Below are 15,038 nucleotides of genomic sequence, written 5' to 3' on the forward strand. Positions count from 1 at the left end.
AGATTTGACCGGCGAACCGATCTACCATTTCCAGCGTTATATCTTCTATCAGTCTGCCGCTGCAGGCCTTGCTTCTCAAAAGCGAGTGCAAAGGTAGACATTTCCCTAATTCCCTCCAAATTTTTCACGGCATTTTAACAGAATTTTAACACTTCAGTCAATCTTACATTATATAATAATAAATCAGTTGGAAAATCGGCTTAAATATCCTACCTTTGCAAAATATTTGAGTTAAGTTCGGGTTCAGCATCCTTAGGTATGATTTCTCGATCCGCTGGCATCAGCATTTTTTAACCGTTATGCTCCGGAATACGCTGATTTCATCCCGTTCAGACTTTGGCTTCAATATTAATCATGTTTATAATTTAATTTCTTAATCAGTCAGATTATCACTGTCTCAAAAAGGGGAATTTGTGAAAGACGACACTAAAACACAACTTTTTTTATACAACTTATGTGCGGAATTGTTGGCTATATCGGTTCAAACCGAGCTTATGACATCCTGATTCAAGGTCTCAAGCGTCTTGAGTACCGTGGTTATGACAGCGCCGGCGTGGCTCTGGTGGATTGCGACGGAAAACTGAAGATACATAAATCACAGGGCAAGGTGTCAAATCTTGAGAGCATTGCTTCCGGCGCTAACGTCGAAGGCCATCTCGGCATCGCCCATACCCGCTGGGCCACACACGGCGAACCCAATGACATCAATGCTCACCCCCACATGTCGCAGAGCGGCATGATCGCACTGGTACACAACGGTACGATCGAAAACTACGCCGTGCTGAAGAAGGTGCTCATGGAGCATGGCTATGAATTCAAAAGCGAAACCGACACCGAAGTGCTGGTGCAGCTTATAGAATATATCAAACTCACCTCATCATGCACTCTGCTTGAAGCTGTGCGCGAAGCCCTCCTTCAGGTTGACGGCGCGTATGCGATCGCTGTAGTAGAACAGAACGAGCCCGACACCCTGATAGTGGCCCGCAAAAGTTCTCCCCTGGTAATCGGTGTGGGCGAGGATGAAACATTCATCGCATCTGACGCCACACCCATAGTGGGCTATACAGACCAGGTGATCTATCTCAAGGACAACGAAATCGGCGTGATCCGTCGCGGCGAACCCGTGCAGGTGCTCTCACTGTTCAACAACGAGCCCTCCACAATCAATATCCAGAAGTTAAAACTGTCACTTGCCCAGCTTGAAAAGGGAGGCTATGACACGTTCATGCTTAAAGAAATTTTCGAGCAGCCCTCTACACTGCGCGACTGTCTGCGCGGACGTATCGTGGACAATTGCCGCCGGGTGACCCTCTCAGGAGTCGATCTCAACCAGGAGCGCTTCAAATCAGCCGAACGCATCACTCTCGTGGCCTGCGGAACATCATGGCATGCCGCACTGATCGGCAAGCGTCTGATCCAGGACTTCTGCAAAATGCCTGTCGAAGTGGAATATGCTTCTGAATTCCGCTACGGCAATCCGGTGCTTAACGAAAAAGACATCGTCATCTCCATCAGCCAGTCAGGCGAAACCGCCGACACTCTGGCTGCCATCGAGCTTGCCAAAGCCAAGGGTGCGTTTGTCTATGGCATCTGCAACGTGGTCGGAGCATCCATTCCCCGCACCACCGATTCAGGAACCTACATTCACGTAGGTCCGGAGATCGGCGTCGCATCAACCAAGGCATTCACCGGTCAGGTGACAGTGCTGACGCTGCTCGCTCTTTCCGTGGGCCATCTCCGCGGGGCCATTGATGACGCCACACTCCATGAAGTACTCTCGGCTCTCGACAAAATCCCCGAAACCATCGAGGAGGCTCTTAAGGTGGATACGGAAGTTAAGAAACTCTCACGCATCTTCTCCTATGCCCACAATTTCCTCTATCTCGGCCGCGGCTACAACTACCCCACTGCGCTCGAAGGCGCTCTGAAACTGAAAGAGATTTCCTACATCCACGCCGAGGGCTATCCCGCAGCCGAGATGAAGCACGGCCCGATCGCACTGATCGACCATGACATGCCGAGTGTGATCATCGCTCCGAGCGACTCGCTCTATGACAAGATCATTTCGAATGTGCAGCAGGTGAAATCACGCGGAGGTGCTGTTGTGGCCATCGTTTCGAAGGGCAACAAGGCCATGAATGATATTGCCGACTTCTGCATCGAGATACCCGAAGTTCCCGAATGTCTCACTCCGCTCGTGGCTTCGATACCCTTGCAGCTGCTCGCCTACTACATTGCCGTCAACAAGGGCAAAGATGTAGACCAGCCCCGCAACCTTGCAAAATCAGTAACCGTGGAATAAATCCGGTCTACCACCTAATTATATAAAGAGCAACTGCCGCCGAGCCACCGGGCCGACGGCAGCTGCTCTTTTTTGATCTCCCGACTCAACCTTTCTGTTACCGCGGAGGTTTATATAGGACAAGGAAATTTACAAACAAAACAACACACAACACTCAAAAACATATTATAATACTATGGCTAAAAAAAGTATCAAAGGCACAGAAACCGAAAAAAATCTGGTGATAGCCTATATGGCTGAATCAAGCGCTTACACCCGCTACAACTTCTACGCATCACAGGCCGACAAGGAAAACTATTTTCCGATCGGCGAGATTTTCCGCAATACAGCCGACAATGAGATGCGCCACGGCAAAGTTTTCTTCAAATTTCTTGAGGGCGGAGTTGTCGGCGCGAATATGGATGTGGATGCCGGTGTCATAGGAAGCACCGCTGAAAATCTGGAGATCGCCATCAAGGAAGAACAGAACGAGGGCATCAAGATGTACACCAATGCAGCCAAGGTGGCCGACAAGGAAGGATTTCCGGAAATCGCGGAACATTTCCGTGCTATCGCAGAAATCGAAACCCGCCACAAAGCCCGCTTCGAGGCCTATCTGAAACAGGTCAAGGACGGCACAGTCTGGAAACGCGACCATAAGATCAAATGGCAGTGTCTGGTCTGCGGCTATGTGTTTGAAGGCAAGGAACCGCCCAAAGTATGTCCTGCCTGCGATCATCCCTATCAGCACTACATCGCACTTGACATGGACGAACTCTAAGACCAGAGGCTTCCGGCTATAAATATACCGGCTATAATATAAAAGTCATGGCTATGCCCTATGCGGCACGGCCATGACTTTATAAGATGAAATATGTCCGTTACATGGCAAAGGCGTTGAAGCCGCCGTCGACCACTGCTACAGTTCCAGTGACAAAACTTGCGGCGTCAGAGATGAGATACTGGATGGTTCCACACAATTCTTCCGGCTTGCCGAAGCGCTTGAAGGGAGTCTGGCGAATTACATCGGCACCTCTCTGGGTCAGAGATCCGTCAGGGTTGGTCAGAAGCGCACGGTTCTGGTTGGTGAGGAAGAAGCCGGGAGCGATAGCATTGACGCGGATCGAGGGAGTGAACTTCGTGGCTACCTCATTTGCAAGGAAAGCAGTGAAGTTAGAGATTCCGGCCTTGGCTGCGGCATAGCCGAGTACACGGGTCATCGGGCGGAATGCCGCCATCGACGAGAAGTTGACTATAGAGCCCTTACCGGCCTCTACCATCGGGCGCAGGAAAATCTGGGTGGGAAGCACCGTGCCTGTCAAGTTGAGATTGAGCACAGTCTTGAAGGCCTCGATCTCTACATCGAAGAAATTGCCGGTCGGAGCTATAGTGGCACCCGGCATATTCCCGCCGGCAGCGTTGAGAAGAGCATCGACACGACCATATTTCGCCATGATTTCGTCGCAGTTGGCCTGCAGGACTTCAGCGTTCATGACATCTGTCACAAGAAACATGGCTTCTCCGCCTTTGGCAGCGATTTCAGCTACGATCTCATCGCCCTCTTCCTTACGGCGACCGAGAATCACGACTTTGGCTCCTTCTGTGGCAAGATATTCGGCAATGCAGCGGCCGAGCACACCGGTGCCGCCGGTGATGACCACCACCTGGTCTTTTACTGAAAACAATTCGTTCATTATCTTTTTCTTTATTTCTATGTTAGGTATTCTCTGTGTGGACTGTGGCCATTATGCCTGAAACCATTCCGAGAGCGAGCATACGTCCGTGGAAAGAGTAGCCGGCATTGTAGCCCATCTTTTCATCACCGAGCATAAGCGGAGCGTGGTCAACACGCATCGGGACACCGGGACGCTCACGCTCGAAAGTGCGCACTACGTCGATCAGGCGCTGATCGAGATGGGTCGACTCTTTGAAATCGCCGTTGGGGAGCACGTTGCAGATCCGAGCATGGACAAAATGAGTGCGGGAGGCATATTTGCGGGCCAGAGCGGGGATATCGTTGTGGACACCGGCGCTGAGCGAGCCTGCGCAGAAAGTCAGACCGTTGTGCGAATCAGGCACGGCGTCAAGAAACGCCCGGATGTCTGCATCGCAGGTTACGATTCGCGGCAGGCCGAGAATCGGCCGTGGGGGATCATCGGGATGCACGCACATGTTTATGTCATATTCACAGCAGACCGGCATGATGGCATTCAGGAAGTAGGCCATATTCTCACGGAGTTTGCCGGCGTCGATGCCGTCATAGAGGGCAAGAAGGTCACGGAATTTTTGCACGGGATCAAGATCGTTTTCAGAAATGTTTCCGTTGACAAAGCCCTGGGTTTTGACAATGATGTTGTCAACCAGGCGCTTCTTCCCTTCCGGTGTCATGACTTTGCGGAGTTCGTCGACACGGGCAAGAGTTACTTCATCATAATCGCGGGCAGCATCTTTGCGATGCAGAATATGGATATCGAAATAAGCGAATTCGCCGAGGTTGAAATAGAGATTGGAGGTTCCGTCGGGATTCGGATATTCAAGATCTGTACGCGCCCAGTCGAGGACAGGCATAAAGTTGTAGCAGACGGTCCTGATTCCCGATTTGCCGAGATTGCGCAGCGATTCCTTGTAGTTTTCAATCAGCTGATCGCGGTCTTCACCGCCATATTTTATCGACTCTGAAACCGGAAGACTCTCGACCACGCTCCAGCGTAGACCTGCGGCCTCGATAAAGTCTTTCATCCGATTCACTTCGTCAAGTGACCACACCTCTCCGTTGGGAATATGATGGAGAGCGGTCACGATGCCCTCTACTCCGATCTGACGGAGCATTTCAAGAGTGATCTTGTCATTAGGGCCAAACCAACGCCATGTCTTTTCCATTAAATTACTTGTAAAAATTGTATTTCTATGAAACTCTTAAAAAACCCTGACGGCGTGTTCCGGATCGAAAATCCAACCAGAAACACGCCGTCAGCGATATTGATGTCAGGAGATCATCTGAATTATTTACGGGCTTCAGCCACATAAGAGAGGGCTTCGCGACATTTTTCGGTCACATATGCCCAGTCCTGAGCGGCTACGCGATCTTTCGGGAAGAGCTTGGATCCCATTCCGACACACCATACGCCGGCCTTGATCCAACCTTCGATATTTTCCTTGGTCGGTTCAACGCCACCGGTGACCATGAGCTTGGTCCAGGGCATCGGAGCGAGAAGACCTTTGACAAACTTGGTGCCGAGAACGTCGCCGGGGAAGCACTTGCAGAGGTCACAGCCGGTTTCCTGAGCTGCACCGACTTCACTTACTGTGCCACAGCCGGGGGTGTAGGGAACGAGACGGCGGTTGCAGACGCGCGACACTTCGGGGTTGAAGAGCGGGCCGACAATGAAGCAGGCGCCAAGCTGGATATAGAGAGCGGCAGTGGCGGGATCAACGATAGAGCCTACACCCATTGCCATGTCAGGGCATTCCTTGGCAGCGAATTTAACAACTTCTGCAAAGACCTCGTGAGCAAAGTCGCCTCGGTTAGTGAATTCGAAAGCGCGCACGCCTCCGTCATAGCAGGCTTTCACTACTTGTTTTGCCACTTCAGCATCCTTGTGATAGAACACCGGGACAACACCGGTCTCGCCCATCTTGGCGAGAACTGCGATTTTATCAAATTTAGCCATTTTTGTGATTGAAGGTAATAATTGATTGTACGATTTGGTATAAATTCTTCCAAAGAATAAAACGTAGGCAGGGAGCCTCTTATTGTAGCCTCCCTGCCAAATGATCTGTCAGTTCAGACTCAGAGTGACTATCGAGTGGGCCGGCATTGTCAGAGTGACCTTGCCGTTCTTGATTTTCGCACCAGAGAAAGGCTTCAGAGCCACCTTTTCAGCCTGCCCGAAATCGTTATAGTCATGCACGTCGGCCGCTGTCAGTACTTCGCCGCTGACCTTCGAGGCCTTGATGCCACCGAGATCAATGACTACTTCCTGCGGTTTGTCAAGCAGGACATTGACAAGAGACACAGTGGTCACACCGTCTTTGACCGAAGCCGAAGCCGTCAGCACGGGCACCGTACGGCCTTTTCTTACGGTCATCAGCCCGGCGTCAGTGGTGAGCGGCACCAGACGGGCTCCCTGATGGGCGGCATAGCTCTTGAACACATAGAATGTGGGGGTCTTTACCATGAATTCATCCTTGGTCAGGAGCATGGCCTGAAGCACGTTGGCAAACTGGGCTATGTTGGCCATGCGCACACGGTCAGCGTGAGAGTTGAAGACGTTGAGCGACAGAGCTGCCACGAGCGCGTCGCGCATGGTGTTCTGCTGATAGAGGTGTCCGGGATTTGTTCCGGGTTCCACTTCCCACCATGTGCCCCATTCGTCAACGAGGAGGCCTACACGCTTTTCCGGATCATACTTGTCCATGATCTGCGAGTGGGCTCTGATAAGGGTATCGATATCAAATGCTTTGCCCATGAGCCAATAGTATCCATCCTGATCAAATTCGCGTGCCGCGCCTTTATTGGACCAGTCGTCGACACAATAGTAGTGAAGCGAGATACCGTCCATCATGCGCCCGGCATTCTTCATGCAGACATCTGTCCAGTTGTAGTTATAGGCATCCGCACCACAGCCGATCTTATAGAGCTGGTTGCCGTTGAAATTGCGGCAGTAGGTAGCGTAACGGCGATAGATATCCGAATAATATTCGGGAGTCATGTTGCCGCCGCAGCCCCAGGTTTCGTTGCCGATACCGAGATATTTGAGTTTCCAGGGCTTTTCGCGACCGTTTTCCTTGCGAAGTTTTGCCATAGGGCCGTCATTGGCTGTCATATATTCCACCCATTTGGCAAGTTCCTCGACCGAACCGCTTCCGACATTACCGCTGATATACGGCTCCACGCCGGTGAGTTCACAGAGATCAAGGAACTCATGGGTGCCGAATGAATTGTCCTCCACGGTGCCGCCCCAGTTGGTGTTGACCATTCTCGGACGCTGCTCGCGCGGACCGATTCCGTCCATCCAGTGATATTCATCGGCGAAACATCCGCCGGGCCAGCGCATCACGGGCACCTTGAGCTCACGGATGGCTTCCAGCACATCGTTGCGATAGCCTCTGGTATTGGGAATTTCAGAATCCTCCCCTACCCATATGCCGCCATAGATGCAACGGCCGAGATGTTCGGTGAACTGACCGTAGATTTCTGGTTCGATCACAGGAGCCGAGTCTGTGGGATTCAGGCTGACATTAACTTTTCCGGCCGCAGCGGCAGTCAGCGATAATGCGGCTGTGGCAAATGCTAATGATAATGATTTAATATTCATAATCTTATTTAACTTTAGAAATTGTAACCCGTCAGAAAATTTAGAGGTTGTAAAAAAACTGTTCTTATTTGCCGTCGCGCTTGCGCCAGAGGTTTGTCATATCCTCAAGAGTCTTGCCCTTGGTCTCAGGCACAAGAGAGGCAACAAACCATGCGGCTACGATACAGATCACACCGTAGAGCGCATAGGCGAACATATGGCCGAACTTGTCGCCCATGTCGCCGAGAGTCATGTTGTACATCGGAACGAATGTTGACGACACTATGAAGTTGAAGATCCACTGGAAGGCAACGGCGATAGCCACCGCAGCTGAGCGGATGGTGTTGGGAAAAATTTCGGCGATGAGCACCCAGCAGATCGGGCCCCATGAGAACATAAACGAAGCCGAGTAGACCATGATAGAAACCACGGGCACGAGCGGATTGACTTCCACAAGGTTGGAGGCAGCTACGCCGAACGCACCGACAGCCATGCCGATTGAGCCCCATATGAGCAGAGGCTTGCGGCCGAGTTTCTCGACGGAGAATACAGCGACAAGAGTGAAGGTGATGTTGACAATGCCCATGATGACGGTCTGAACCATCGGGTTACCCATGTTCATCGATTCGAAAATACGCGGAGCATAGTAAAGCACAGCGTTGATACCTACGGCCTGCTGGAACACAGAAAGCATCACGCCGACAAAGATAACCATCACGCCGAAAGAGAAAAGCTTCTCGCTCTTGACCTCGACGGTCTGCTTGATCTGACTGAGAACCTCTTTGGCCTTTTCATAACCGTTGATATGCGAAAGCACCATAAGGGCCTTTTCGTCTTTGCCTACGAGCGCGAGATAGCGGGGCGACTCAGGGACCAGACACACAAGTATGGTGAAGATGCCGGCTACAAAAGCCTCGCTGCCGAACATGTAGCGCCATCCGGTCTGAATGGTCCAGAGGTCTGATTTGTCAGAAACCTGATAGATTGTCTCGCTGATTTTCTCAATGATGGGCTGAGTGTGTTCGCCGAGGATGAGGAAGTTGACAAAATATACTACAAGCTGACCGAAGATGATGGCAAACTGGTTCCACGACACGAGTGTGCCTCGGATATTCGAAGGAGCGACTTCGGCTATATACATCGGGCAGATGGCCGAGGCCAAACCCACGCCGATACCGCCGAGAATACGATAAAAATTAAAAGCGACCAGCAGACTTGCCGAAGGAACGCCATGATCAAAAAGCATGAATTCCGGGTAATAGCTGCCGAGCGCCGAAAGGAAAAAGAACACTCCGGCTATTGCAAGCGAGCGCTTGCGGCCGAAATAAGATGCGAAGAAGCCGGAAATGGCACTGCCTATGATACAGCCCAACAACGCGCTTGACGAAGTGATGCCGTGAATTGTGTCTGTATAAACAAAATCTTTTGCTCCGAGGAAAAATGCCTGAAGACCTTTTTCAGCTCCTGAAATAACGGCTGTGTCATAGCCGAAAAGCAGGCCTCCGAGCACTGCGACAAGTACTATCGAAAAAAGATAAGTCTTGCTTCCATTCTGGGGATAATTCATGGTGTGGTAAGAAGTTTTGGATGAAGAGAATAAGGGAAATGCCCGTGTGGCGTCCTAAAAGCCACACGAACATTCCCTGAAAATCTGGTCGGGCCTATCAGCAGTACATTGCCACGATAGCCTCGTAGAGTTCCTGCTTGCCGGAAGTGCGCTTGGGTTCGCCTACTTCCTTGCCGTAAGCATATACGTCTTCGAGAGTCAGCTTGCCTTCTTCGAAGTCCTTGCCCTTGCCGGCATCGAATGATGCGTAGCGTTCGCGGAGCATATCCTTGTAGGGTGATTCTTCGAGAAGAGCGGCTGCGCTTTCAAGTGCGCGGGCCATAGCATCCATGCCTGCGATGTGGGCGATGAAGATGTCTTCGAGATCGGTAGAGTTGCGACGGGTCTTTGCGTCGAAGTTTGTACCGCCGTTGCCGAGACCGCCGTTGCGGATGATCTGCATCATGGCCTGGATGAGTTCGAAGTTGTCGATGGGGAACTGGTCGGTATCCCAGCCGTTCTGATAGTCGCCGCGGTTTGCGTCGATCGAGCCGAGCATACCGTTGTCCACAGCCACTGCGAGTTCGTGTTCAAATGTGTGGCCGGCGAGAGTTGCGTGGTTAACTTCGATGTTGAGCTTGAAGTCCTTGTCAAGACCGTGCTGCTTGAGGAAGCCGATAACAGTTTCGCTGTCAACGTCATACTGGTGCTTGCTGGGTTCCATAGGCTTGGGCTCGATGAGGAATGTGCCGGTGAAGCCTTTTGAACGGGCATAGTCGCGGGCCAGACGGAGCATGGTTGCGAGGTGTTCCTTTTCACGCTTCTGATCGGTGTTGAGGAGGCTCATGTAACCTTCGCGGCCACCCCAGAACACGTAGTTTGTACCGCCGAGTTCGATAGTGGCATCGATAGCGTTCTTGATCTGGACAGCTGCGCGGGCCACAACGTCGAAGTCAGGGTTGGTAGCTGCACCGTTCATGTAACGGCCGTTGCTGAACACATTTGCAGTACCCCAGAGGTTCTTGATGCCGGTTTCGGCCATCTTGCCCTTGAGATAAGCTACGATTTCCTTCATGTTGTGCTCATATTCCTCTACAGAGCAGCCTTCATCTACGAGGTCTACGTCATGGAAGCAGAAATATTCGATGCCCATCTTCTGCATGAACTCGAAACCTGCGTCAGCCTTCTGCTTTGCGATTGTCAAAGCGTCAGCACCTTCGTTCCAGGGGAATTTCTTTGAAGATCCGCCGAACTGGTCGCCTCCTTCAGCACAGAGAGTGTGCCACCAGGCCATCGCAAACTTGAGCCATTCTTTCATGGGCTTGCCGAGGATCACTTTTTCAGCGTCATAATAACGGTAGGCCATAGGATTCTTTGATTCCTTGCCTTCGAACTTGATTTTTCCGATACCGGGAAAATATTCTTTTACTGCCATAATAATAAGGTAATTGGATGATTTTTATTTATTGATTTCTGTTTTTTGATTTTCAGTCTGAAAGAAGGACGTTTTTTTAAAGCTCACGCATCAGGCGTTCTTTCCAGAGGGCATAAGCCTCGACGTAGGCCTGGCGGTCAGCGGCCACCGGTTCGATGACCTCGATTTTTTCCAGCGAAGCGAAAGCCTCGTTGTTGTCCTTATAGATTCTGGCACCCATTCCGGCGCCCTTTGCGGCGCCTACAGAGCCGTCTGTGTCATAAAGCTCGATTGTGGCTCCGCTGACTCCGGCAAGAGTGTTGCGGAAAAGCGGGCTGAGGAACATGTTGGCGTGTCCGGCGTGGATCTTGTTGATCGGCATGCCCATCTGCTCCATGATCTCCATGCCATACATGAATGAGAACACGATGCCCTCCTGAGCGGCGCGAAGCAGATGCGATTTGTTGTGGGTAAGGAAGTTCACGCCGTGGATCGAGCAGTTGACTTCCTTGTTCTGCAGCACTCGCTCGGCTCCGTTGCCGAAAGGAATCACCGACACACCGGCGGCACCGATAGGAGCCTGGGCGGCTACATCGTTCATCTCGGCATAGCCGATGCCTTCAGGGGCCACAGTGCGCTTGCTCCATGAGTTGAGGATGCCGGTTCCGTTGATGCAGAGCAGCACTCCGAGGCGGGTCCGGTCATTGGTATGGTTGACATGGGCAAAGGTGTTGACGCGGCTCTTCAGGTCGTAGTTAACCTCGCCGAGCACGCCGTAGACTACTCCGGATGTTCCTGCTGTAGAAGCAATTTCACCGGGGTTGAACACGTTGAGCGACAGAGCGTTGTTGGGCTGGTCGCCGGCACGGTAGCTGACGGGGATTCCCTCGGCCAGACCGAGCTCGGCTGCGGCTTCCGCGCTCACAAGGCCCTGGACAGAGAATGTCGGCACTATCTCAGGTATTATGTCGGCGTCATATCCGAAATATTCCAGCAGGAAGTCTGCCACCTTGCCTTCTTTGAAGTCCCAGAGCATCATTTCCGAAAGGCCTGACACAGTGGTGCAGATGCGGTCGGTCAGACGCATGGCCACGTAGTCGCCGGGAAGCATTATCTTATAGATCTTCTCGAAGAGTTCAGGCTCGTTTTCTTTCACCCAGGCCAGTTTTGTGGCTGTGAAGTTGCCCGGAGAGTTGAGTATGTGGCTCAGACATTTTTCTTCGCCGAGTGCTCCGAAGGCCTTTTCGCCATAGGGCACACCGCGCGAGTCACACCAGATGATGGCCGGACGCAGGGGCTGCTTGTCTTTGTCTACGAGCACAAGGCCGTGCATCTGATAGGAAATGCCGATGGCTTTGATTTCTTTGGGGTCGATTCCTGAACTTGCCATGATGCTTGCGGTGGCGTGTTTCAGGCAATCCCACCACTGCTGGGGGCGCTGTTCGGCCCATCCGGCCTTGACGGCTATTATCTCGGCTTCTGTCTTGGGATAGAAATCAGAAGCTACGGTCTTGCCGGTCTCGGCATTGACGAGGCTCGCTTTCACTGACGAGCTGCCTATGTCATATCCTAATAGATACATAATCGTTTCCTGTCTGTGTTTTTTATTAATTGGTGATTTACGTTAAATTTTTCTGTGTCTGAGAAGGCTGCGGCTGGGTTCTATCTCATCACGGTGTAAGCCTTCCGGTCGAAGCGGTAGAAGCGGGCTGCGCGGTGCGAGACTCCCTGCTGCTTTTCGTCAAGAGGCACTATGTAAGGCATCTGGGCTATCTTTTTGTGAAAATTTCTAACATCAAGAGTCTTTCCGTTGATGATCTCCGAGAGTTTGCGCAGCTGCGAGGCCGTGAATTTCTTAGGCAGCAGATCGAAAAGCAGAGCCCTGTTGTTGTCAGCTTCACGGCGTATGGCTTTCCGGGCCTCCTCTATAATAAGGTTATGGTCAAAAGCCAGAGGTCCTATGTCATCGATCCGGCACCACTGTGCCTGGGCGGGGTCCACTGTTTTCTCCAAAGCTTTGTCGAGTTTCACAAGCGCGAAATAGGCTATGGTGACAATCAGCTCCACATGCTCTTTCTGCGCTCTCTCAAGCCAGAGCACATCGCGGGGATTGCTGGTGCGGTCTTTCGAGCCGAAGGCCTTGAACTGCGTCAGGCTCAGATCTTTGATTCCTGTCAGCTCTTCGAGCACACGGCCTGCGGCTTCATCAAGGTCTTCATCACGATAAATAAGACTGCCGGGGAGTTTCATATCATTGTAGTCTCCGCCATCGTCACTTCCACTGCGCTTCACAAGGAGCACACGCAGATCAGTGCCGTCGAATCCGAAAACCACGCAGTCAACAGAGATATGATTGTTTGCCAGAGGAGTTGACATGTTTTCTATAGGCTTTTGATTAGGTTTTTAGCTTACACTGACAAAAGTACAAATTTTCCAACAATAAAATTTCCCGGAAAAATATGTTTTAAAACATTAAAATCTATCCTTTTAGTTTTCTTAACCATGACAATATCCCCGTTCTTCGTGTGCCCGTTACAATAAGACCTGCCGGCCAACACGGCCGCTGCCTCAAAATCACTGTCTGCCGTGCGCTTAGATAGCTTACGCCGCCCGCAGGCTTAGGGTATATTTGACAATAAGCCTCCCGCGGCCTCTGCCCCGCAAGCCGACTGTTAAACTTTGCTAATCCCCGGCCGGATTCAGCCACGTCTATATTTATAGATATAACGAAGTCCATCAAATCAGCCGTCCCTGTCACAACCGGAATTTTCAAACCATCTCACCCCATAGGTTGTTTATAAGATAAAACGACCAAAAAACTCTACTCAACATCAACTAAAAACAGCAAAGGATATGAAAAAATTCTTAGTTGCAACAGCCCTTGCCGGCTGTGTAATGGGAGCCTCGGCACAAAACATTATCGAGCGCCCTACATTCGGTGATAACTGGAATATCGGCATTGACGTCGGTGCGACAACTCCACTGAAGGGTCACTCCTTCTTCCAGAACATGCGTCCTACAGTAGGTCTCCACTTCGGCAAACAGCTCACTCCCCTCTTCGGGGTAGGCGTTGAAGGTATATTCGGGATCAACACCTCATCGGTCAACGGACACCGCCACAGCCACACCGCATTTGACAACTCCTATGTAGGCGGCTACGGAACCTTCAATCTCACAAACGCATTCCTGGGATTCAGCTGTGACCCGCGCCCCTTCGGACTTGAAGCCGTGGCCGGCATCGGATGGAGCCGCGACTACATCGCAAACCACCACGACCCCAACGACATCTCGACCAAGTTCGGCCTCAACTTCAACTTCAATGTTTCCGAAAACGTCTCCATCGCCCTCAAGCCGAGCGTGCTATTCAACCTGACGGGCAACAATTCGGAATACAAAAACATGGGATTCAACGCCCGACGCGCCAACTTCAACATCGCAGTGGGATTCAACTACAACTTCGGCCCCGGCTTCGAATGTGTGGTTCCGGTCGACAACTCTGCTGAAATCGCCGCCCTCAACGACCGAGTCAACACCCTCCGCGCCGATATCGACGGACGTGACGCAGCCCTCGCCGCAGCCAACGCCAAGAACGCCGAACTCACTGCAGCCCTCGCGGCAGCCAATGCAAAACCCGCAAAGGTTGTAAAGGAAAACACCCTTTCGTCCGTGCGCTACGTCTTCTTCAAGATCGGTTCAAGCAAGATCACTGCCGACCAGATGCCTAACGTCGAAATGATCGCCGCTTACCTCAAGAACCACCCGAAAGCAAAAGTCCAGATCCGCGGCTACGCTTCTCCCGACGGTTCACTCGAATTCAACGAACGCCTCGCTGCAGCCCGCGCCGAATCAGTGAAGAATTCTCTTATCAAGAAATACAACATTCCCTCTGACCGCATCGACGCCAAGGGCGAAGGTATCGGCAACATGTTTGCCGAAGAGTCCTGGAACCGTGTATCCATCTGTACTCTCGAAGAATAATCTCTCTGAAATATAGCGAAACACAATCACTGCCCCTCGCACCCGCCAGCCGGATGCGAGGGGATTTTTTTGAAAAAATTTCATCCCTCCCCGCATTATCGCACCAAAACCGCCTCCACCCGGCCTTAACTTTGCATTGTCAACCACACACAGCCCCTCTGACACAACTCCCGACTCCCGCACCCTCCCCCCCAAAAAAAATTCACCCGCATCTCAACTCCACCAAAAAAACCGATCATCAGCTCATGGAAACAACTCAGACACCCCCACCGAACCCCGACACCGCCTCACCTGCTGCAGCCGCCATCTCCGTTCAGCCCGAACCGGCTCCTGCGCCTTTGCCTGACACCGCTCCCTCATCCCCGCCACCCACGCGGCGCCACTACACCCTCTGGGAACTCGTGCGCCACGAGGACCACGACCGTCCCGCCCCACAGTCCGACCCCACAGACTCCGTCCTCGCATCAATGCGTCCGAGCGCATGGCCCGACTGAACCATCCACTTTTTTTCACCTTTAACCC

At 51.9% G+C, this 15,038-nt stretch carries 12 protein-coding genes; 4 read left to right on the forward strand and 8 right to left on the reverse strand.

Translation table 11 applies throughout. From position 1 onward, the window contains the following. The first annotated feature begins 454 nt into the window (after nt 1-454). Together glmS and rbr are read left to right on the forward strand one after the other, a co-directional pair. Entirely contained in the window at nt 455-2,302 is a 1,848-nt protein-coding gene (gene glmS / locus C5O23_RS09760) for a glutamine--fructose-6-phosphate transaminase (isomerizing) (RefSeq protein WP_107032758.1), read from the forward strand. A 175-nt stretch (nt 2,303-2,477) separates the two neighbouring features. After that, a complete protein-coding gene (rbr, locus tag C5O23_RS09765) occupies nt 2,478-3,062 on the forward strand; it encodes a rubrerythrin (protein WP_107032759.1) in 585 nt (194 codons plus the stop codon). A 100-nt stretch (nt 3,063-3,162) separates the two neighbouring features. Here the strand turns inward: rbr and C5O23_RS09770 are convergent, their stop codons facing one another. The 8 genes from C5O23_RS09770 to C5O23_RS09805 all read right to left on the reverse strand — a co-directional run bounded on the left by C5O23_RS09770 (nt 3,163) and on the right by C5O23_RS09805 (nt 12,923). After that, entirely contained in the window at nt 3,163-3,975 is an 813-nt protein-coding gene (locus C5O23_RS09770; RefSeq protein WP_107032760.1) for an SDR family oxidoreductase, read from the reverse strand. Between the two features lie 22 nt (nt 3,976-3,997). After that, nucleotides 3,998-5,161 carry a mannonate dehydratase gene (gene uxuA, locus C5O23_RS09775; protein WP_107032761.1) on the reverse strand — a complete coding sequence of 388 codons (1,164 nt, stop codon included), beginning with the start codon at nt 5,159-5,161 and terminating at the stop codon, nt 3,998-4,000. 122 nt (nt 5,162-5,283) lie between these two features. Further along, on the reverse strand, nt 5,284-5,952 hold the full coding sequence (locus C5O23_RS09780) for a bifunctional 4-hydroxy-2-oxoglutarate aldolase/2-dehydro-3-deoxy-phosphogluconate aldolase (protein ID WP_107032762.1): 669 nt from the start codon (nt 5,950-5,952) through the stop codon (nt 5,284-5,286). 108 nt (nt 5,953-6,060) lie between these two features. Beyond that, a complete protein-coding gene (locus tag C5O23_RS09785; protein ID WP_107032763.1) occupies nt 6,061-7,599 on the reverse strand; it encodes an alpha-N-arabinofuranosidase in 1,539 nt (512 codons plus the stop codon). Nucleotides 7,600-7,663: 64 nt separating this feature from the next. Next, nucleotides 7,664-9,145, reverse strand: a complete 1,482-nt coding sequence (xylE, locus tag C5O23_RS09790) for a D-xylose transporter XylE (protein WP_107032764.1) — start codon at nt 9,143-9,145, stop codon at nt 7,664-7,666. A 97-nt stretch (nt 9,146-9,242) separates the two neighbouring features. Further along, a complete protein-coding gene (gene xylA / locus C5O23_RS09795) occupies nt 9,243-10,559 on the reverse strand; it encodes a xylose isomerase (RefSeq protein ID WP_107032765.1) in 1,317 nt (438 codons plus the stop codon). Between the two features lie 76 nt (nt 10,560-10,635). Further along, on the reverse strand, nt 10,636-12,120 hold the full coding sequence (locus C5O23_RS09800; protein WP_107032766.1) for a xylulokinase: 1,485 nt from the start codon (nt 12,118-12,120) through the stop codon (nt 10,636-10,638). Nucleotides 12,121-12,200: 80 nt separating this feature from the next. After that, nucleotides 12,201-12,923, reverse strand: coding sequence for an NUDIX hydrolase (locus tag C5O23_RS09805; protein ID WP_107032767.1), 723 nt, complete (start codon nt 12,921-12,923; stop codon nt 12,201-12,203). 468 nt (nt 12,924-13,391) lie between these two features. On the opposite strand from C5O23_RS09805, the gene C5O23_RS09810 reads away from it, so the two are divergent. Both C5O23_RS09810 and C5O23_RS09815 read left to right on the forward strand, forming a co-directional pair. Further along, nucleotides 13,392-14,516: an OmpA family protein gene (locus C5O23_RS09810; RefSeq protein ID WP_107032768.1), complete on the forward strand. Its 1,125-nt coding sequence runs from the start codon at nt 13,392-13,394 to the stop codon at nt 14,514-14,516. A 245-nt stretch (nt 14,517-14,761) separates the two neighbouring features. Then, a complete protein-coding gene (locus tag C5O23_RS09815) occupies nt 14,762-15,010 on the forward strand; it encodes a hypothetical protein (RefSeq protein WP_107032769.1) in 249 nt (82 codons plus the stop codon). Nucleotides 15,011-15,038: the final 28 nt, after the last annotated feature.

Source organism: Duncaniella muris (genome assembly GCF_003024805.1).
In the GTDB taxonomy this organism is placed as follows: Bacteria; Bacteroidota; Bacteroidia; order Bacteroidales; family Muribaculaceae; genus Duncaniella; species Duncaniella muris.